Below are 18,775 nucleotides of genomic sequence, written 5' to 3' on the forward strand. Positions count from 1 at the left end.
GCAGCAAGCCTCGGGCCGATCGGCCTTATCCCATCAGGCGCTTCACCCAGGCCAGCTTGCCCTCATAGGGCGGGTAGCGCATCGGCAGGTCGATGCGCGGGCTCTGGCGGAATTCGGCGCGCGGGTTGGAAAAGGCCTCGAACCCGGCCTGCCCATGGGAACGCCCCTGCCCGCTCGGCCCCACGCCGCCGAAAGGCAGGTCGGCCACCGTGGCCTGCACCACATGGTCATTCACCACGAAAGCGCCGGAGCGCGTCCGCTGGCGCAGGGCGGCCAGCAGCGCGCGGTCGCGGCTGTGCGCATAGACCGCCAGCGGCGCGGGCGCCGCGGCCAGCCCATCCAGCAACGCCGCCCCCTCCCGCCAGGGGATGATGGGCAGGATGGGGCCGAAGATCTCCTGCTCCGGCGGTGCGGAGGCCGCCAGCAGGGTGGGCTGGATGTGCAGCCGGGCGGCATCGGCGGCCCCGCCATGCAGCACCTCACCCTGCCCCAGCAGCGCCGCCACGCGGGCAAAATGCGCGGGGTGCGCCAGCCGCTGCAGACCCTGGCCGTCCGCGCCATAGAATTCCGTCAGCCGGGCCTTCAGCGCGGCCACCAGCGCCTCGAACCGGCTTTCGTGCACCAGCACATGGTTGGGCGCGATGCAGGTCTGCCCGGCGTTCAGGAACTTGCCCCAGGCGATGCGCTTGGCCGCCAGCCCGATATCGGCCGAGCCATCCACCACGCATGGGTTGCAGCCCCCCAGCTCCAGCGTGCAGCTGGTCAGGGTGCGGGCCGCGGCCTCCGCCACGCGCCGCCCCACGGCGCCGGAGCCGGTGAAGAAGATGTGGTCCCAGTGTTCGGCCACCAGCGCGGCAGCCAGGGCGGCGTCGCCTTGCATCACCTGTACCAGGCCGGGGTCCAACGCCTCCTCCAACATCGCTTGCAGGGCGGCGGCGGTGGCGGGCGCGAATTCCGAGGGCTTCAGCAGCACCGTGTTGCCTGCCGCCAGCGCGCCGACCAGGGGCGAGAGGCTGAGCTGCACCGGATAATTCCAGGGGCTGAGCACCAGCACCGCCCCGCGCGGCTGCATCGACAGCGCGGCGCGCGCCGGCCAATGGAACCAGCTGGTGGCCACCCGGCGCGGCGCGGCCCAGCGCGGCAGATGCCGGATCGCGTGCCGGATCTCCTGCCGCACCGGCAGAATCTCGCTGCTGTAGGCCTCGAATTCCGGCTTGCCGAGGTCGTCGTGCAGCGCCTGCAGCAGCGCGTCCTCATGCCCGGTCAGGGCGGCATCCAGCCGGCGCAGCGCCTCAAGCCGCCCCTCCAGCGGCCAGGTGGCGCCGCTGGCGAAATGGTCGCGCAATCCGGCCTGTGGGGTCATGCCCGGCCTATACCAGCGTCGCCGCCTCGGCGGGGGCGGTTTCGCAGCCGAGGCCCATCAGCGTGACGATCCGCCGCCCGCTGAGGTCCTGGCGGCAGACGATCGCCCCCTGTTCCTCGATATAGCCCAGCACGCGGCGCGCGCGGCTGAGCGAGCGGCTGCCATACACCTCCGCGATCTCGGCATCCGAGGGGCAAGGCGCGCTTTCCAGCGCCGCGCGGGCCAGCAGCAGGTACACGCCGCGCACATCCTCGGGCAGCACCGCCGCCTGGGCCTGCACGGCGGGCCATTCCGGGCGCTCATCCATGCCGCCGCCGAAGCCCGCGCGCAGCAGCGCCAGCAGGTTCCGGAACCCGGCCAGATCCGGCACCTTGCTGCCCAGGCCCTGGATGCGGCAGCGCAGCAGCATGTCCTGGTACAGGGTGTTCACGGGGCGATAGGCCGCGTCGGGCTCGGCCAACATGGCCTGGACGATCTCCTCCCACTCGCGGCGCAGGGCCTGGGTTTCCTCGGCCGTGGGCGGCGGCGGGTCCAGGATCGGCGCCGGGCGGGCGGCGGCCAGCTGGGCCAGGATGTCGGGCGGGGGCGGCGGCGGCAGGCGGCGGGCGCGGGCCGTCAGCTGCTCGGGCTCGGGCGGGGTCAGGATCAGGGCGCGGGCATCCTCGGCGGGGGCCTCGGGCATCGGCATCAGCTTGGGGCTGGCGCCGAGGCTCACCGTCTCCACCTCGCCCACCGCGACCTCCTGCGGGCGGCGGCACAGCGCGGGGCCAAGGGCCATGAAGCGGCCGCGCTGCAGGTCGCGGAACATCTCCGCCTGGCGGCGCTCCATGCCCAGCAGGTCGGCCGCGCGCACCATGTCGATGTCCAGGAAGGTGCGGCCCATCAGGAAATTGCTGGCCTCGGCGGCCACGTTCTTGGCCAGTTTGGCCAGGCGCTGGGTGGCGATGACGCCCGCCAGCCCGCGCTTGCGCCCACGGCACATCAGGTTGGTCATGGCGCCGAGAGAGGCCTTGCGCGCCTCGTCCGAGACCTCTCCGGCGACGGCGGGCGCGAACAGCTGCGCCTCGTCCACCACCACCAGCACGGGGGTCCAGAACTCGCGCTCCGCGTCGAACAGCCCGCCCAGGAAGGCCGCGGCGCGGCGCATCTGGCCTTCCAGGTCCAGCCCCTCCAGGTCCAGCACCACGGGCACGCGGTGCCGGCGCACGCGGTCCCCCGCCAGGTGCAGCCCCTGTTCGGAATGGGCCGAGGCGTCGATCACCAGATGGCCGAACTTGTCCGCCAGGGAGACATAGTCGCCCTCCGGGTCGATGATGACCTGCTGCACCCAGGGGGCGCTTTTCTCCAGCAGGCGGCGCAGCAGGTGGGATTTACCGCAGCCGCTGTTGCCCTGCACCAGCAGCCGGGTCGCCAGCAGCTCCTCCAGGTCCATCACCGCGGGCACCCCGCCCGCCATGCGTCCCAGATCGATATGCACCGTCATGCCCGCAACACATCCTCAGCTAGGGCCGGATCTTTGGGCCAGCCGGCGGGATTACCCCCGAATCAGCATCGGCGCCACCTTAGCACGGATCAGCCTTCCCCGCCCCTGGCCAGCGGGGCCAGCGCATCCTCCATCATCAGGAAGATCACGCCGAAGAAGCGGTGCAGCATCCGCAGCCCCTCGGGCGTGAGGTGATAGCCCCGGCTTTCCGCCCGCTGGGCATGCACGACATAGCCTGCCTCCACCGCCTGGCGCAGCATCGTGACCGTCTGGCTGTGCGACAGCGCGTACCGCCCCGCGAGCGCGCGGGCGCTGGCCAGCGCCGGCTCACGCAGCGGCGCGCCGTCCGGCCCGGTCGAGGCGGGAACCAGCCCCAGCAGCAGCAGCAGGAAGCCCTGGTGCTCCACATAGCCCCGGAAGACCGGGTCGATGTGCTCGATGGGCCGCGCGCCCTCGCAGAAGCTGCGCATGAGGTGGAAGGTCATCGCGCTCAGCGCCGCCGGATCACCCAGCCGGGAGACCAGCGGGGCCAGAGCGGGCCGCACCATGGCGGCGGCCCTCACCCAGCGCGCCAGGCGTTCCTCATGCTCCCGCCGCAGCAGCGGCAGCGGCAGCAGCCGGCGCGCGCGGCCGGGGCGGGTCTCGGCCTCCGGCTCCAGCATGCCCGCGAAGCGCAGCAGGATCAGCGCGGCGCGGGCGCGGCCGGGACTGCAGATCCCCTCCTCGGCGCAGAGCGCCTTGAACCGGTTGACCGTCAGCCCCTCCGGCGCGGCATCGAGCGCCATGACCAGCAAGGAGATCAGGAAACGCGCCCGGTTGTTCATGGTGATGGACAGCACGCGGTTGGAGGCGAAAGCCCCCTCCATCCGCCCGGACACATCGTACACGGCCTGGGCCAGGCGCGGGTCGTCCATCAACTGGTCGCAGGCGCCGGGCGCGGGGCGCCAGGCGGGGGGCACCGGGTCGCGCCGCAGCGGGTGCTGGCGCGGCGCCAGCAGCGCGGCGCCCGCCTCGATCGCGGATCGCTTCATGGCGCCGCCATTCCATAGCCCCGCCGGACGAAGCCACGCGCGGGTGCCCAAAGCCAAACTCTCACCACATGATCACCCAGTTCCCAGAGACATCAGAACCGCGCCAAGCCGGCCAGCGCCCCGGCAACCGCCGTCGCCATGGCCGTGACATGCCCTTGCGGCCATCTATCCCGGATAGCCTCAACCGGACGTTAAGGGGCGGACCATCATGTCTGCCGCCCGCCCGGTGACGGTGATGTGAAGCGGCGGCGCACGGCCGGCGGCTCAGCCCGGCGGCTTGTCCGCGGCGAAGACGCCCGCCGTCGCCCATGCGGACTTCTCGATATCCGTCAGAATGATCTGCACGCTGGCGGGCGTGCCGCCGGCGGTGGCGACGAAGGCCTCCGTCAGCGCCTTCACCAGGGCACGCTTCTGCTCGACGGTGCGGCCGGCGAACATCTCGACACGAATCATGGGCATGGGAAAAACCTTTGCGGAGTCAGAGGCCAAGCGTGGCCCCGGCGCCGCGCAGCGTCAACCGAGGGTGATGTTCTGGCTGCGGATCACCTGGCCCCACTTGTCGCTCTCCCGCACCAGATAGGCCGCGAGTTCGGCGGCGTCGCTGCCGATCGGCTCGATGCCCATCTCGATGATGCTGCGCCGCGTGGCGGGCTCCCGCAGGGCGCGTCCCAGGGCGGCGGCGATGGCCGCCTGCACTGGCGCGGGCGTGCCGGCCGGCAGGAACATCGCGCAGTCGGTCGAGGATTCGAAGCCTTCCGCCCCCAGCTCCGCCAATGTCGGCACATCGGGCGCCAGTTCGGAGCGCGTGAGGGTGCTGACCCCCAGCACCCGCAACTGCCCCGTGCGCTGGAAGGGCAGCGCCGTAACCAGATCGACGAAGCTGCACACCACCTCGCCCGCCAGCAGCCCCTGCGCCGAGGGCCCGCCGCCGCGATAGGGCACGTGCTCCAGCCGGGTGCCGGTGCGGGCCATGAACAGCTCCGTCGCCAGGTGGCTGCTGGCGCCGATACCGGCCGAGGAGAAGGTGACCGCCCCCGGCCGCGCCTTCGCATAGGCCACGAATTCCGCGACCGTGCGCGGGGGCGCGGAGGGATGCAGGCACAGCGCCTGCGCGCTGCGCGCCACCAGGCTGACCCCCGCCAGGGCGCGGCCCTGGTCATAGGGCAGGTTCGCCATCAGGTGCGGCGCGATGGCGTAGGTGCTGTTGGTGCCCAGCAGCAGCGTGTAGCCATCGGGCGCCGAGCGCGCGACATAGGCATGGCCGATGGTGCCCGAGGCCCCGCCCCGGTTTTCCACCACCATGGGCTGGCCCAGATCGGCGCCCATGCTGCGCGCCAGCAGCCGGCCCAGCGTATCGGTCGAACCGCCGGGCGCCCAGGGAATGACCAGGGTGATGGGCCGCGCGGGAAAAGCCTGGGCCAGGGCTGGGCGCGCGCCCAGCGCAGGCAGGCCCGCCAGCAGGGAACGACGGGACACACGCGTCATCATCCACCTCCTCATGACCGCAGGGCGGTCAGGTCAGGCCGTGTCGCGTTCCAGCGTCTGCCGCGTTCCCGCGGCGCTTGTGACGAGGGTAGGCAGGTGCTGGCAGAGCTGTCCAATATGAAGACGCTCGCAATTGAGAGGCTGTGGGAATAACCGATGGAACTGCGCCACCTGCGCTATTTCGTGGCGCTGGCCGAGGAGCTGCACTTCACCCGCGCCGCCAAGCGGCTCGGCATCTCCCAGCCGCCGCTGAGCCAGCAGATCCGCGCGCTGGAGGATGAGCTGGACACGCCGCTGTTCGAGCGCACCCGCCGCCGCGTGGCCCTGACCGAGGCCGGGCGCATGCTGTTGGAGGAAGCCCGCGCCACACTGGCCCAGGCCGCCCGCGCGGAAACCGTGGCCCGCCGTGCCGGGCGTGGCGAGATCGGGGAGTTGCGCGTGGGGCTGTTCGCCTCCGTGCCCGTGCTGCCGGTGTTCCAGCGCACCATCATCGCCTTCCGCCAGCGCCTGCCCTCCGTCACGCTGACGCTGGAGGAATCCCCCACCCGCCAGCAGATCGAGGCGCTGCGCCGCCGCCAGCTCGACGCGGGCTTCCTGCGCCTGCCGAGTGCGGAGGCCCTGCCCGCCGACATCGCGGCGCTGGAGGTGGCGCGCGAGGAGCTGGTGGTGGTGATGCGCGAGGATCACCCGCTGGCGAAGCGGCGCGGCCGGCTGCCGGTGCGGGCGCTGGAAGGCGAGCCCCTGATCGGCTTCGCCCCGGCCATCGGCACCACGCTGAACGACCAGTTGGCCGCGCTGTGCAACCGCGCGGGCTTCACCCCCCGCATCGCCCAGGAAGCGCGGGAGAATTCCACCCTGATGGGGCTGGTGGCGGCGGGGCTCGGTATCGCGGTGGTGCCGGAGACCCTGACGCGCATCCAGGTGGGCGATGTCATCCGCCGCAGGCTGGACAGCCCCGACGCCACCACCGCCACCTGGCTGGCCACCCCGCGCGAGCACATGACGGCGCTGGCGAAGGTGTTCCTGGAATGCGTGGGTTAGTGTCCTGCCCGCTTCGTTCGCGGGATCTCCCGCGAACGAAGCGGATCAGCAGGCCGCTGAAAACAAAGGCTAGTGGCCTGAGAACGAAATCCGGGAGATTTCGGAATCAGGGCACTAAACGCTATTCCAATTCGATCACCAGGTTGCGGATCGCATCCACGCTGACCTTCGCCCCCGGACCGACGACGCAGGTGGATTCGCGCTCCTCCACCAGCGCGGGGCCGCTGAACTCCGCCCCGTTGGGTAGGGCGTAGCGGTCATAGACGGCGCAGTCGCACCAGCCATGGCCCTCGAACAGCACGCGCCGGGTGGCGCGCGGCACCAGGGGCGCGGGCGGCGGCGCGTTGCCGCCCAGGCGGATGTCGGTGCCCGGCGCGGCGCAGGCCAGGCGCCAGCTCAACGCCTCGATCGGCGCGTCCTCCATGACGCGGCCAAAGCGGGCGCGGTAGCTGTCGAAGAAGGCGGCGCGGATGGCCGGCAGGTCGGCCGCCGACAGGGTGAGGCCCGGCAGCGCCACCGGGATCTCGAAGCCCTGGCCGACATGGCGCATTTCGGCGGTGGCGGTGAAGGTCAGGCTGCCCGGCTCGGCGCCGGCTTCCAGCAGCAGGGCCTCGCCCTCGGCGCGCATTTCCGCGAACAGGGCGTTCACGGCGGCCCAGTCCAGCCGCTCCAGCCGGGCGACATGGCTGCGCACCATGTCGGTGGCCGGGGGTGCGACCAGGAAGCCGAGGGCCGAGGCCACCCCCGCGCCCAGCGGCACCACCACGCGCTTCATCTTCAGCAGCCGCGCCAGGTTCCAGGCATGCACCGGCCCCGCGCCGCCGAAGGCGATCATGGTGAAGCGGCGCGGGTCCTTGCCCTTTTCGGCCATGTGCATGCGGGTGGCCGCGGCCATCGTCTCGTCCACGATGCGCTGCACGCCGAGTGCCGCGGTTTCCGCATCCACCCCGATCCGGGGCGAGATGCGCTCGGCGAAGGCGCGCCGCACCCGGTCCGGGTCCAGCTTCATCTCGCCGCCGAGGAAATAGGCGGGGTCGAGCCGGCCCAGCACCAGGTCGGCGTCCGTCACGGCGGGCTGGGTGCCGCCGCGCCCGTAGCACACCGGCCCGGGCTTGGAGCCCGCCGAGCGCGGCCCCACCTTCATCAGCCCCGAGCCCGGGTCCACATCGGCCAGGCTGCCGCCGCCCGCGCCGATCTCGATCATGTCCACCACCGAGACCTTCAGCGGCAGGCCGGACCCCTTCTGGAAGCGGCGCACGCGCCCGGCCTCGAAATCGAATTTGTGGTGGGGCGCGCCGTCCTCCACCACGCACATCTTCGCCGTGGTGCCGCCCATGTCATAGGACAGCACGCGGTCGAGCCCCGTGAGCTTGGCGATGAAGGAGGAGGCCATGGCGCCCGCCGCCGGCCCGCTCTCGATCAGCCGGATCGGGAAGGCCTTGGCATCGCGCACCGTGGTGATGCCCCCGCCCGAGAGCATGATGTAGAGCCGCCCGGCGAAGCCCATGGCGGCCAGCGAAGCCTCCACCTTGTCCAGATAGCGGCCCATCAGCGGCTGCACATAGGCATTGGCGCAGGCGGTGCTGCTGCGCTCGAATTCCCGGATCTCGGGCGCCACCTCGGCCGAGAGGGAGAGCGGCAGGTCGGGATAGAGGCCCCGGATGATCTCGCCGGCGCGGCGTTCATGCGCGGGGAAGGCGTAGGAATGCATGAAGCCCACGGCCAGCGCCTCGCAGCCCTCCTCCTCCACCAGGCGGCGGGCGGCGGCGGCCACGGCGGCCTCGTCCAGCGGGCGCAGCACCTGGCCGTTCACGTCCACGCGCCCGGGCACTTCCAGGCGGCGGTGGCGGGGCACCAGGGTGGGCGGGGCCTCCAGGAACAGGTCATACAGGTCGTAGCGCGTCTCCCGCCCGATCTCGATGCTGTCGCGGAAGCCCTCGGTGGTCAGCAGGCCGACGCGGGCGCCGGTGCGCTCGATGACGGTGTTGGTCACCAGCGTGGTGCCATGCACCACGGAATGCAGCTGGGCGGCGGTCATCCCCGCTTCCTCCAGCACGCGGGCGATGCCCGAGACGATGGCCTCGCTGGGGTCGTCGGGGGTGGTCAGCAGCTTGCCGGTGTGGGTCAGGTCCCGGGCGGGGTCGTACAGCACCAGGTCGGTGAAGGTGCCGCCGACATCGACGCCGATGCGGGCGGTGGGTGCGCTGTGTGCCATGTTCAGCCCTCGAAACCGTAGTCGCGCCGCGCCGCCTCGGCGGAGATGTAGCCGTCGCGCAGATCCTGGCGCACCGCCTGCGGGTCGCGCGCCCCGGGGTCGCCATAACCGCCGCCCCCGGCATAGAGCAGCGTCACGCGCTGCCCGGCCGCGACGGAGGTGCGGGATTTCGGATGCGGCTTGGTGCCATCGGCGAAGCGGATGACCGAGGGCGCGCCCGGCAGCCCGCCCAGCACGCCGCCCGCCGGGTGGTCGTGCCGGTCGGACAGCAGGGACAGCCGCGCGGGCGCGCCGCCGCGCAGCTCGATCTCCACCTCCTGCCCCAGCCCGCCGCGGAAGGTCCCCGCCCCCCCACTGTCGGTGCGCAGGCGCTTGGTCCAGACCACCAGGGGGGCGACGCTTTCGTAAGCCTCGATGCTGCCGGCGCCGACATTGGTGGGGAAGGCGGTGGTGGCCATGCCGTCCTTGTGCGGGGCCGCGCCCATGCCGCCGCTGGCGAACAGCACCTGGGAGAACGGGTCGCCATCCTGCTTCCGGCCGCTGAACAGCGCGCGCATGGTGGGCGCGCCGCCGCAATCGGCGATGATCTTGCCCGGCATCACCGGCGCCAGCGCCTGATAGATCGCGCCCGCCAGCAGATGCCCCGTCAACTGCCGCGCGGAACACGGCGCGGGATAGACCGGGTTCAGGATGGAGCGCTCCGGCGCCGAGACGGTGATGGCCTGGTAGGAGCCCTCATTGCGCGGCGTGAACGGGTCCAGCGCGCATTTCACCGGATAGACCGAATAGGCGTGGGTGTAGTTCAGCACGCAGTTGATGCCGCGGTCGATCTGCGCCGAGGTGCCGGCATAGTCGATGTGCATGGTCTCGCCCGCCACCGTCACGGTGCAGGCGATGCGGGTGATGTTCTCGTCGAAGCCATCGGCCTCGATGACCGAGCTGTAGGTGCCGTCCGGCAGTTCGGCGATGGCGCGGCGCATGGCGCGGTCGGCGCGCTCGGCCAGCGCGGCCGACAGGCCCTGAAGGTCGTCGAGGCCGGTATCCTCCAGGAATTCGGCCACGCGGCGCACGGCTACGTCATTGGCGATCACCTGGGCCTCCAGATCGCCCAGCGTCTGGCGCGGCACGCGGACATTGCCGGCCAGCATCTCGGTCAGCACCTCATTCCACGCCCCCTCGCGCAGCAGGCGCATGGGGGGCACGCGGATGCCTTCCTCGAACAACTCCCGGCAATCGGCCGACCACAGGGAACCGCCGACATCGGGCGAATGGGAGATATTGCCCGCGAAGCCCACCAGCCTGCCCTGGTGGAAGATGGGCGAGACCACGGTGAAATCCGGCAGATGCCCGGTGGCCAGCCACGGGTCGTTGGTCAGCACCGCATCGCCCGGGCGCCAGGTCTCGGCGGGAAATTTGTCCAGGAAGGCGCGGGTCGTCTTGGGCAGGATGCAGGAGAAGGAGGCGATGCCGCCCGTGTTCTCCGAGACGGAATTGCCCTGCGCATCCATCAGCACCGTGGCGAAATCGTTGGACTCGCGCACGATGGTGGAAAAGGCGGTGCGCAACAGGCCGGTCGCCGCCTCATCGGCGATGGAGATCAGGCGGTTCCAGTAGATTTCCAGCGTGATCGGGTCAAAGGCGTCGGGCACGGGCATCTCCGCTTGGGGGCGATGCCGCAGGCTAGGTCCGGGTCTTGGAAGCTGTCCAATATCAGATGGCGAAGTCTTGATAGGCCGGACGAATAATAGAACCTCAGATCCGGCGCGGCGCGGTGCCGGTCCAACCCAGCCTGCGGGAAATCTCCTCCCCCGCCGTGCGCATGGCTTGGCCGATGCGCTCCCGCTGCGCGGCGAAGCTCGCCCCGCCCGAGACATTGATCGCCGCCACCGGCGCGCCCGTGGCGTCGAAGACGGGGGCCGCGACGGAGGAAATCCCGTCCTCGAAGAAGCCTTCGCTCCAGGCCAGCCCCTCGGCGCGGTCGGCCGCCAGGCGCTCCGTCAGCGCGGGCAGGCTGGTGGCGGTGTGGGCGGTGACGGCGGCCATGGGCGCGCCCTCGAACAGGCGCGCGACCTGGGCCGGCGGCAGATGCGCCAGGATGATGCGCCCCATATTCGCCGCATGCGCTGGCAGGCGCGAGCCCACCCGGATGTTGGAGATATAGGATTGGTTGGGCGTGCGGCGGATCAGATAGACCACCTCCCGCCCGTCCAGCACGCCCAGATGGGCGGACAGGCCCAGCTCCTCCGCCAGCCGGCCCAGGATGGGCCCGGCCACCTCGGCCAGGTCCTCCGACGCGAAGGCTTGGGCCACCATGCCGAACAGGCCGAGCCCCACCCGCCAGCCGGGCTTGCCACCGCCGCGCGGCTCGATGAAGCGTTCGGCCTGCAGAGTGTGCAGCAGGCGCAGCAGGGTGGTGCGGTTGATGTCCAGCGCGCGGGCGGTCTGGGCCATGTTGGTCACGGGGTCGCCGGCCGCGATGTGGCGCAGCAGCCGGGCCGCGCGCTGCACAGGGGGCGAGAGATAGGCGCTCTCCTCGTCACGCATGGCTGGCCTCTTCCCTAGGCAGATTGTTCATTTGTGAACTTTCCGTTCACATCATGAGCAGTCCTATCCCGGGCCAGGAAGCCCCGTCAACAGCGGGCGCCCTAACCGGCGCCGAGTGCCACGGCGGTGTGAAAGGTGATGAAGGCCGCCAGATAGGCGAGCGCGAGCATGTAGCCGAAGGTGAAGAGCACCCAGCCGCGGCTGCCCGTCTCCCGCCGGATCACGGCCAGGGTCGCCGCGCATTGCGGGGCGAAGATATACCAGGCCAGGAAGGCCAGCGCGGTCGCCAGCGACCATTTGCCCGCCAGCGCCTGGCCCAGCTGGGTCGCATCCTCCTCCGCCCCCTCGATGGCATAGACGGTGCCGAGGGAGGCCACCGCCACCTCCCGCGCCGCCATGCCGGGGATCAGCGCCACGCCGATCTGCCAGTTGAAGCCGATCGGGCGCAGCACCGGTTCCACCGCCGTGCCGATGGCGTGGGCGAAGCTGTATTCGATGGCGGGCTCGGTCGCGCCCTCGGGCGGGCGCGGCACGGAGGAGAGGAACCAGATCACCACCATCATGGCGAAGATGATGGTGCCCGCGCGGCGCAGAAAGGCCTTCACCCGCAGCCACAGCGCGATGCCCACGTCGCGCACGCGCGGCAGCTTGTAGTCGGGCAGTTCCAGCATGAAGGGCTCGTTCGGCGTGCCGCGCCAGACCAGCCGCTTGAACACGAAGGACATGCCCAGCGCGCTGAGGATGCCAGCGGCATACAGGCCGAACATCACCAGCCCCTGCAGCCCCACCCAGCCCCACACCGCGCGGTCGGGGATGAAGGCGCCGATGATCAGCGTATAGACCGGGATACGCGCCGAGCACGTCATCAGCGGCGCGACCAGGATGGTGGCCAGCCGGTCACGCCGGCTGTCGATCACGCGGGTGGCCATGATGCCGGGCACCGCGCAGGCGAAGCTGGACAGCAGCGGGATGAAGGCGCGCCCATGCAGCCCCGCGCCGCCCATGATGCGGTCCATCAGGAAGGCGGCCCGGGCCATATAGCCCAGATCCTCCAGCAGCAGGATGAACAGGAACAGGATGGCGATCTGCGGCAGGAAGACCAGCACGCTGCCCACCCCCGCGATCACGCCGTCCTGCAGGAAGCTGCGCAGCAGGCCGAGCGCGCCCTCGGCCGGGATGGCATCGCCCACCAGGGCGCCGAGCGCCTGGAAGCCGCCGTCGATCAAATCCATCAGCGGCTGCGCCCAGGCGAACACCGCCTGGAACATCAGGAACAGCAGCACCGTCAGCACCAGCAGCCCGGCCACCGGGTGCAGCAGCACGGAATCGAGGCGGCGGGTCAGCGGGTCTCGCCGGTCGGGCACCATCACGCTGGCGGCGATGATGCGGTCGGCCTCGCGCTGGGTGGCGCGCAGGGCGGCGGCGTCGGGCGCGCTCCAGGCGGCCTCGCCGGTGGCGGCCACCAGGCCGGGCACCATGCGGTCGATGGCCGCGAGCAATTCCCCGGTGCCGCCGCGCCGCACCGCCGCGCTGGCCACCACCGGCACGCCGAGTTCGGCGGAGAGCCGGTCCAGGTCGATCTCGATGCCCCGGTGCCGCGCCAGGTCGATCATATTCAGCGCCAGCAGCAGCGGGCGGCCGGTGCGCTTGGCCTCCAGCAGCAGGCGCAGGCACAGGCGCATGTTGGTGGCATCCGCCACGCACACCACCAGGTCGGGCGCGGGCAGGCCCGCGATGCGGCCCAGCACCACGTCGCGCGCGATCACCTCATCGGGGCTGCGGGCGCGCAGGGAATAGGTGCCCGGCAGGTCCAGCAGGCTGACGCGGTGCCCGGCGGGGGTGCTCAGCACCCCCTCCTTCCGCTCCACTGTCACGCCGGGGTAGTTGGCCGCGCGCTGGCGGCTGCCGGTCAGGGCGTTGAACAGCGCGGTCTTGCCGCAATTGGGGTTGCCGAGCAGCGCCACGCGCAAGGTGCGCTGCCCCGCCGGCACATCAAGCATCGGTGGATTCGACCAGGATGGCCGCGGCTTCCTGGCGGCGCAGGGCGATGGTGGCGGTGCGCACCCGCACCGCGATCGGGTCGCGCCCGAACAGGCCCTGGTGCAGGATCTCGACCGGCTCGCCTTCCACGAAACCCAGCTCCAGCAGGCGGCGCTCCAGCTCCTCGGCGGGGAAGCCGCCGATCGTCAGCGGTTGCAGACCGAGGATACGCCCCCGGAATCCGCGCGCCGCGTTGCCGAGGGTACCGGGATGGACTGTGGTCATGGGAAGGCTTGCTCCAACACCGCATATTAGGTGCGAGTGGCTTGCAATTGCAATTCAGCCCAGGGCACAACCCAGCCCCGCGCTTTTTGCCTTTCCCGGCGCTACAGCGAACTGCCGCCGCAGATCACGATCTGCTGGCCGGTGATGGCACCCGCGTCGGGGCCCAGCAGGAAGGCGGCGGTCGCGGCCACCTCCTCCGGCCGCACATAGCGGCCGATGGGCGGCAGCTTCGGCACATGGCCGGCCCGCGCCGGGTCCTTCAGCATCGGCGTGTCGGTGGCGGCGGGGGCCACTACATTCACCGTGATGTTGCGCGGCGCGAGCTCGATCGCCCAGGAGCGCGCCATGCCCACCAGCGCGGCCTTGGTGGCGGCATACTGGCTGCGCCCGGCGGCGCCGGCGGCGGTGCGGCTGCCGATCAGCACCACCCGCCCGCCCTGCGGCATGGCGGGCACCAGCGCGTCGGCCAGGCTGGCGGCGGCGGCGACATGCAGCCGCCACAACGTCTCGCCCGCCGCCGCGTCCAGCGCGCCCAGCACGGCCCCGCGCATCAGCCCCGCCGCATGCACCAGCGCATCGGCCCGCAACCCGGCGACCGCCGCGCGCAGCGCCGCGTCGTCCAGCAGGTCCACCGCGATGTGGGTATAGGCCGGGCCCAGGCCGGCGGGCGCCGTGCGGCTCAGCCCCGTCACGCGCCAGCCCCCGTCCAGCAGCCGCGCCGCGATGGCCGCCCCGATGCCGGAGCTGGTGCCCGTGACCACCGCGTGCCGTGCCTGTTCCGTCATTTCCGTTCCTCCTGCTCCGACGCGAGTGCCGGGTAGCGCTTGACAGCCTGTTGGGTCGCCTCGTATCCCAACAGCAGAAATCGAACAAGTGTTCGCAATCCGAACATTTGCCGCCAACAAAAGACACCCAGGAGGACCGCCGCGCCATGAGCATGGCCATCGATGGTGAAAAGACGCCGCTGAACCCGAAGAACCAGGTGCAGTCCGTCGCCAAGGCCTTTGCCGTGCTGCGCGCCTTCAACCGCGATGCCTCAGAGCTGACGGTGGCCGAGGTCGCCTCCCGCGCCGGGCTCGACCGCGGCACCGCCTTCCGCCTGCTGCACACGCTGATGGAGCTCGGCTACGTCCGCCCCGTGCCGGAGGGCCGGCGCTACCGCCTCACGCTGAAATGCCTGGAGCTGGGCTTCGCCGCCCTCTCGGCCGACGATCTGCCCACCCACGCCACGCCGCTGCTGCGCGAATGCGTGCCGCGCGTGGCCGACGCCGCCTCGCTCGGCCTGCTGGAACAGGGGGAGGTCGTCTACCTCACCCGGGTCGAGGCCGGGCTGGACCGGCATGGGGTGGTGCGCCGCCCCGGCACCCGGGTCGGCGCCTATGCTACCGCGCTGGGCCAGGCGATCCTGGCCTGGCTCCCGCGGGAGGAGCAGGTCGCGCATCTCAACGCGATCGAGCGCGTGAAGCTGTCCGAACGCACCCTGACCGGCATGGATGAGCTGCTGGCGCGGCTGGATGAGGTACGCGCACGCGGCCACGCCGTCTCGGATGGCGAGAACGCCTATGGGCTGCGCACCGTGGCCGCCCCGGTGCTGGACCTGTCGGGCCGGCCGCTGGCAGGCGTCAGCCTGACGGTGGGCGCGGCCCGCATGCCGGTGGCCGATTTCACGGCCCTGGCCGTGCCCGAGGCAGTGCGCATCGCCGCCGAACTGGCCGAGGGCGTGCGCCTGTCGCTGGGTTCCATCAGCGTCACCGGCCGCGCCGCCTGATTTTCACCGACCATCCCAAGGGCTTCACCATGACTTCGCTTCTGACCCCCATCGAGATCCTCCGCCCGCAGCGCCTGGAATTCGGCCCCGGCATGGTCGGCACCGTGGGGGCCTGGGCGAGGGAGCGCGGCGTGACCCGCACCCTGGTGGTGGCCGATGCCTTCAACGCCGCGCGCGTGGATCTGCTGGCCCTGCCCGGCCAGGTGACCGTGTTCGGCGAGGTGAAGCCCGAGCCCGACATCCCCAACCTGGACAAGGCCCTGGCATTGGCCGAGGCGACGGGTGCGGAGCTGGTCGTGGGTTTCGGCGGCGGTTCCGCCATGGACCTGGCCAAGCTGGTGGCCGTGCTGCCCGGCAGCGGCCAGACCCTGCATGAGGTGGTGGGCCCCGAGAAGGTGCTGGGCCGCCGGGTGCTGCTGGCCCAGGTGCCCACCACCAGCGGCACCGGCAGCGAGGCCGGCACCCGCGCCCTGGTGACCGACCCCGCGACCCAGAACAAGCTGGCCGTGCAGAGCCGCCACATGCTGGCGGACCTGGCCATCGTGGACCCCGACCTGACGCTGACCGTGCCCGCCGCCGTCACGGCCGCGACCGGCGTGGACGCCATGGCCCATTGCACGGAGGCCTTCACCAGCCGCAAGGCGCACCCGCTGATCGACCTGTATGCGCTGGAGGGCATCCGCCTGGTGGGCCGCTATCTGGCCCGCGCCGTGGCCGATGGCGGCGACCGCGAGGCGCGGGCGGGCCTGGCGCTGGCCTCGCTGTATGGCGGCTATTGCCTGGGCCCGGTGAACACCACGGCGGGCCATGCGGTGGCCTATCCGCTGGGCACCCGCCACCACATCCCGCATGGGCTGGCCTGCGCCGTGATCTTCCCGCACACGCTGGCCTTCAACGCGCCGGCGATGCCGGACAAGACCGCGCTGGTGCTGGACGCGCTCGGCCTGCCGCGCAGCGCCGAGGAAGCCGTGGTCAGCGAGGCCACGACCGAATTCTGCCTGAAGCTGGGCATCGAAATGCGCCTGGGCGCGCTGGGCGTGCCGCGCGACGACCTGCCGCGCATGGCCGCCGAAGCCCATGCCATCCGTCGCCTGCTGGACAACAACCCCCGCGACCTGCCGCAAGACGGGATCCTGCGCATGTATGAGACGGCCTTCTGATGGACGGCCACGCGACCGGCCTGCTGGAGCAACTGGCGGCCATCGTCGGCCGCCGCCACGTCATCGCCCAGGGCGAGGACCAGGAGCCCTATGTCGTCGATTGGCGCGGCCGCTATCACGGCCGCTCCGTCGCGGTGGTGAAGCCGGCCTCCACGGCGGAGGTGGCCGCCGTGGTGAAGCTGTGCGCCGAACAGGGCATTCCGGTGGTGCCCCAGGGCGGCAATACGGGCATGTGCGGGGCGGCGACGCCCGATGCCTCCGGCCGCGCGGTGGTGATCCGGCTCGACAGGCTGAACAGGGTGCGGGCCGTCAGCGCGCTCGCCAATTCCATCACCGTGGAGGCCGGCTGCATCCTGGCCGATGTGCAGCGCGCCGCCGAGGAGGTGGACCGCCTGTTTCCCCTCTCCCTCGGCGCGGAGGGCAGTTGCATGATCGGCGGCAACATCGCCACCAATGCCGGCGGCACCGCCGTGCTGCGCTATGGCCCGACGCGCGAGCTGGTGCTGGGCCTCGAAGTGGTGCTGCCCGACGGCACCGTGCTCGACCGCCTGCGCCGGCTGCGCAAGGATGCCAGCGGCTACGACCTGAAGCAGCTGTTCATCGGCGCGGAGGGCACGCTCGGCATCATCACCGCCGCCTCGCTGAAGCTGTTCCCGCGCCCGCGCGCCAGCGCCATGGCCATGGTGGCGCTGCCCGACATCGACGCGGCGCTGACCCTGCTCGGCCGGCTGCGCGGCACGCTGGGCGACCGGCTGTCCAGCCTGGAGGCCATGTCGCGCGGGCAGATCGAGGTGATCGCGGAGAATGTGCCCGATGTGGCCATCCCCTTCGCGCTCGAAAGCCCCTGGTACCTGATCATCGAGCTGACCGACACGCTGGCCGGCACGGACCTGCGCACGCCGCTGGAGAGCGTACTGGGGCAGGCGCTGGAAGACGGCCTGCTGACCGACGCCATCCTCCCCGAAAGTGTCGCCCAGGCCGAGGCGCTGTGGCGCATCCGCCATTCCGTGTCGGAGGGCAGCAAGCGCGCGGGCCATGTCGTCTCCCACGACAGCGTGGTGCCGCTGGAGAACCAGGCCGCCTTCGCGCGGGATGTGCAGGCCCGCATCGCCGGGGTCGCGCCCGCCGCGCGCATCGTGATGCATGGCCATATCGGCGACGGCAACATCCATGTGCTGGCCATCCTGGACCGCGACACGCCGGGGATCCCGGCACTCGCCGCCCGCATCAACGAGGCGGTGGACGATGTGACCACGGCCCTCGGCGGCGTGATCAGCGCCGAGCACGGCATCGGCCAGACCAACACCGCCCGCCTCGGCCGGGTGGCCGCCCCCGCCGACCTGGGGCTGATGCGGCGCCTGAAGGCGCTGCTCGACCCCGGCAACCTCATGAACCCGGGCAAGGTCCTGCCCCCCGCATGATCCAAGAAACCAGGAAAACGTCCATGCTGCGTCGTCATCTTCTCGGTGCCGCCCTGTTCGCGCCGGCCATCGCCTCCGCCCAGGGGAACTGGCCCAACCGGCCACTGCGCATCATCGTGCCCTACCCGCCCGGCGGTGCGACGGATGTGATCGCGCGCCTGTATGCCGAGGGCATCGGCAATGCGCTGGGCCAGCCGGTGGTGATCGAGAACCGTCCGGGCGCCAGCGGCAATATCGGCATCGACGCGGTGGCGAAATCCAATGACGGCCACACGCTGGGGGCCGCCACCGTCAGCAATTTCTCCATCAACCAGTATCTCTACCGCTCCGTGCCCTATGACATCGAGCGCGACCTGCGCCCGGTGGCGCTGGGCTGGGAATTCCCCAACATCGCCGTGCTGGCGCCGAACAAGGTGCAGGCCCGCACGCTGGAACAGTTCATCGCCTGGGCGCGCGCCAAGCCCGGCGGGGTCACCTATGGCTCCACCGGGGTGGGCACCACCACGCACCTGTCCTCCGCCATGCTGTTCAGCCGGCTGAATATCGAGGCGGTGCACGTGCCCTTCCGCGGCGCGGCCCAGATCCAGCCCGCGCTGCTGAGCGGCGATGTGGATTTCGCCATCGACGGCGTGGCGTCCTACCAGGCGCTGGTGGAGGGCGGGCAGATCCGCGCCCTGGCCGTGACCAGCGCCGAGCGCTGGCCGACCATGCCCCAGGTGCCCACCATGCAGGAGGCCGGGATCGACGAATTCGTCGTCACGGTCTGGGGCGGCTTCGTCGCCCCGGCCGGCATGCCCGAGGCCGCCGTGCAGCGCGTGGCGGCCGAGCTGCGCCGCGTGGCCGAGGCCCCCGGCGCCACCGAGCATTTCGGCCGCGTGGGCGCGAAGGCCATCTGGGCCTCCCCGGCCGACAGCGCCGCGCGCGCCGCGCGGGAGCGCCCGATGTGGCGCGAGACCATCGAACGCTCCGGCGCGCGCGCGGATTGATGCGGATTGAGCG

Annotated in this window: 16 protein-coding genes; 5 read left to right on the forward strand and 11 right to left on the reverse strand. The window is 71.6% G+C overall.

The window, feature by feature from the left end:
* Positions 1-25: 25 nt before the first annotated feature.
* The 5 genes from GT007_RS01250 to GT007_RS01270 form a co-directional block, all read right to left on the reverse strand.
* Positions 26-1,363: an aldehyde dehydrogenase family protein gene (locus GT007_RS01250; protein WP_160119738.1), complete on the reverse strand. Its 1,338-nt coding sequence runs from the start codon at positions 1,361-1,363 to the stop codon at positions 26-28.
* Positions 1,364-1,370: 7 nt separating this feature from the next.
* Entirely contained in the window at positions 1,371-2,846 is a 1,476-nt protein-coding gene (locus GT007_RS01255; protein WP_160119739.1) for a helicase HerA domain-containing protein, read from the reverse strand.
* Positions 2,847-2,935: 89 nt separating this feature from the next.
* Positions 2,936-3,877 (reverse strand): hypothetical protein, encoded by a 942-nt coding sequence (locus GT007_RS01260; protein ID WP_160119740.1) that lies wholly within the window; start codon positions 3,875-3,877, stop codon positions 2,936-2,938.
* 264 nt (positions 3,878-4,141) lie between these two features.
* The gene (locus tag GT007_RS01265; protein ID WP_160119741.1) at positions 4,142-4,336 is read right to left on the reverse strand and encodes a 4-oxalocrotonate tautomerase; all 195 of its coding nucleotides are present in this window, start codon (positions 4,334-4,336) and stop codon (positions 4,142-4,144) included.
* Between the two features lie 54 nt (positions 4,337-4,390).
* Positions 4,391-5,362 (reverse strand): Bug family tripartite tricarboxylate transporter substrate binding protein, encoded by a 972-nt coding sequence (locus tag GT007_RS01270; RefSeq protein WP_236571431.1) that lies wholly within the window; start codon positions 5,360-5,362, stop codon positions 4,391-4,393.
* Between the two features lie 156 nt (positions 5,363-5,518).
* Here GT007_RS01270 and GT007_RS01275 point away from each other — a divergent pair, with 156 nt between their 5' ends.
* Positions 5,519-6,403 carry a LysR substrate-binding domain-containing protein gene (locus GT007_RS01275; RefSeq protein ID WP_160119743.1) on the forward strand — a complete coding sequence of 295 codons (885 nt, stop codon included), beginning with the start codon at positions 5,519-5,521 and terminating at the stop codon, positions 6,401-6,403.
* Between the two features lie 121 nt (positions 6,404-6,524).
* On the opposite strand, the gene GT007_RS01280 is transcribed toward GT007_RS01275, so the two are convergent.
* The 6 genes from GT007_RS01280 to GT007_RS01305 all read right to left on the reverse strand — a co-directional run bounded on the left by GT007_RS01280 (position 6,525) and on the right by GT007_RS01305 (position 14,212).
* Positions 6,525-8,618 carry a hydantoinase/oxoprolinase family protein gene (locus tag GT007_RS01280; RefSeq protein ID WP_160119744.1) on the reverse strand — a complete coding sequence of 698 codons (2,094 nt, stop codon included), beginning with the start codon at positions 8,616-8,618 and terminating at the stop codon, positions 6,525-6,527.
* 2 nt (positions 8,619-8,620) lie between these two features.
* Positions 8,621-10,267, reverse strand: coding sequence for a hydantoinase B/oxoprolinase family protein (locus GT007_RS01285; protein ID WP_201451758.1), 1,647 nt, complete (start codon positions 10,265-10,267; stop codon positions 8,621-8,623).
* 103 nt (positions 10,268-10,370) lie between these two features.
* Positions 10,371-11,162, reverse strand: coding sequence for an IclR family transcriptional regulator (locus tag GT007_RS01290; RefSeq protein WP_160119746.1), 792 nt, complete (start codon positions 11,160-11,162; stop codon positions 10,371-10,373).
* 101 nt (positions 11,163-11,263) lie between these two features.
* Positions 11,264-13,162 (reverse strand): ferrous iron transport protein B, encoded by a 1,899-nt coding sequence (feoB, locus tag GT007_RS01295; RefSeq protein ID WP_160119747.1) that lies wholly within the window; start codon positions 13,160-13,162, stop codon positions 11,264-11,266.
* Positions 13,155-13,427 (reverse strand): FeoA family protein, encoded by a 273-nt coding sequence (locus tag GT007_RS01300; RefSeq protein ID WP_160119748.1) that lies wholly within the window; start codon positions 13,425-13,427, stop codon positions 13,155-13,157. Before GT007_RS01300 ends, feoB begins: the two co-directional genes overlap by 8 nt.
* Before the next feature lie 101 nt (positions 13,428-13,528).
* Positions 13,529-14,212, reverse strand: coding sequence for an SDR family NAD(P)-dependent oxidoreductase (locus tag GT007_RS01305; RefSeq protein WP_160119749.1), 684 nt, complete (start codon positions 14,210-14,212; stop codon positions 13,529-13,531).
* 146 nt (positions 14,213-14,358) lie between these two features.
* Between GT007_RS01305 and GT007_RS01310 the strand changes: the two genes are divergently transcribed.
* The 4 genes from GT007_RS01310 to GT007_RS01325 are packed head-to-tail and all read left to right on the forward strand — an operon-like array spanning position 14,359 to position 18,762.
* A complete protein-coding gene (locus GT007_RS01310) occupies positions 14,359-15,195 on the forward strand; it encodes an IclR family transcriptional regulator (protein WP_160119750.1) in 837 nt (278 codons plus the stop codon).
* A gap of 29 nt (positions 15,196-15,224) precedes the next feature.
* On the forward strand, positions 15,225-16,355 hold the full coding sequence (locus GT007_RS01315) for an iron-containing alcohol dehydrogenase (RefSeq protein WP_160119751.1): 1,131 nt from the start codon (positions 15,225-15,227) through the stop codon (positions 16,353-16,355).
* The gene (locus GT007_RS01320; RefSeq protein WP_160119752.1) at positions 16,355-17,776 is read left to right on the forward strand and encodes an FAD-binding oxidoreductase; all 1,422 of its coding nucleotides are present in this window, start codon (positions 16,355-16,357) and stop codon (positions 17,774-17,776) included. The genes GT007_RS01315 and GT007_RS01320 overlap by 1 nt, the downstream gene beginning before the upstream one ends.
* A gap of 23 nt (positions 17,777-17,799) precedes the next feature.
* On the forward strand, positions 17,800-18,762 hold the full coding sequence (locus GT007_RS01325; protein ID WP_160119753.1) for a Bug family tripartite tricarboxylate transporter substrate binding protein: 963 nt from the start codon (positions 17,800-17,802) through the stop codon (positions 18,760-18,762).
* Positions 18,763-18,775 lie beyond the last annotated feature (13 nt).

Source organism: Rhodovarius lipocyclicus (assembly GCF_009900765.1).
Lineage (GTDB): Bacteria > Pseudomonadota > Alphaproteobacteria > Acetobacterales > Acetobacteraceae > Rhodovarius > Rhodovarius lipocyclicus.

What these genes read in the sequence shown, in the direction of transcription:
- GT007_RS01250 (WP_160119738.1), bottom strand. Translation starts at nt 1,363, where the DNA reads ATGACCCCACAGGCCGGATTGCGCGACCATTTCGCCAGCGGCGCCACC.
- GT007_RS01255 (WP_160119739.1), bottom strand. Translation starts at nt 2,846, where the DNA reads ATGACGGTGCATATCGATCTGGGACGCATGGCGGGCGGGGTGCCCGCG.
- GT007_RS01260 (WP_160119740.1), bottom strand. Translation starts at nt 3,877, where the DNA reads ATGAAGCGATCCGCGATCGAGGCGGGCGCCGCGCTGCTGGCGCCGCGC.
- GT007_RS01265 (WP_160119741.1), bottom strand. Translation starts at nt 4,336, where the DNA reads ATGCCCATGATTCGTGTCGAGATGTTCGCCGGCCGCACCGTCGAGCAG.
- GT007_RS01270 (WP_236571431.1), bottom strand. Translation starts at nt 5,362, where the DNA reads ATGACGCGTGTGTCCCGTCGTTCCCTGCTGGCGGGCCTGCCTGCGCTG.
- GT007_RS01275 (WP_160119743.1), top strand. Translation starts at nt 5,519, where the DNA reads ATGGAACTGCGCCACCTGCGCTATTTCGTGGCGCTGGCCGAGGAGCTG.
- GT007_RS01280 (WP_160119744.1), bottom strand. Translation starts at nt 8,618, where the DNA reads ATGGCACACAGCGCACCCACCGCCCGCATCGGCGTCGATGTCGGCGGC.
- GT007_RS01290 (WP_160119746.1), bottom strand. Translation starts at nt 11,162, where the DNA reads ATGCGTGACGAGGAGAGCGCCTATCTCTCGCCCCCTGTGCAGCGCGCG.
- feoB (WP_160119747.1), bottom strand. Translation starts at nt 13,162, where the DNA reads ATGCTTGATGTGCCGGCGGGGCAGCGCACCTTGCGCGTGGCGCTGCTC.
- GT007_RS01300 (WP_160119748.1), bottom strand. Translation starts at nt 13,427, where the DNA reads ATGACCACAGTCCATCCCGGTACCCTCGGCAACGCGGCGCGCGGATTC.
- GT007_RS01305 (WP_160119749.1), bottom strand. Translation starts at nt 14,212, where the DNA reads ATGACGGAACAGGCACGGCACGCGGTGGTCACGGGCACCAGCTCCGGC.
- GT007_RS01310 (WP_160119750.1), top strand. Translation starts at nt 14,359, where the DNA reads ATGAGCATGGCCATCGATGGTGAAAAGACGCCGCTGAACCCGAAGAAC.
- GT007_RS01315 (WP_160119751.1), top strand. Translation starts at nt 15,225, where the DNA reads ATGACTTCGCTTCTGACCCCCATCGAGATCCTCCGCCCGCAGCGCCTG.
- GT007_RS01320 (WP_160119752.1), top strand. Translation starts at nt 16,355, where the DNA reads ATGGACGGCCACGCGACCGGCCTGCTGGAGCAACTGGCGGCCATCGTC.
- GT007_RS01325 (WP_160119753.1), top strand. Translation starts at nt 17,800, where the DNA reads ATGCTGCGTCGTCATCTTCTCGGTGCCGCCCTGTTCGCGCCGGCCATC.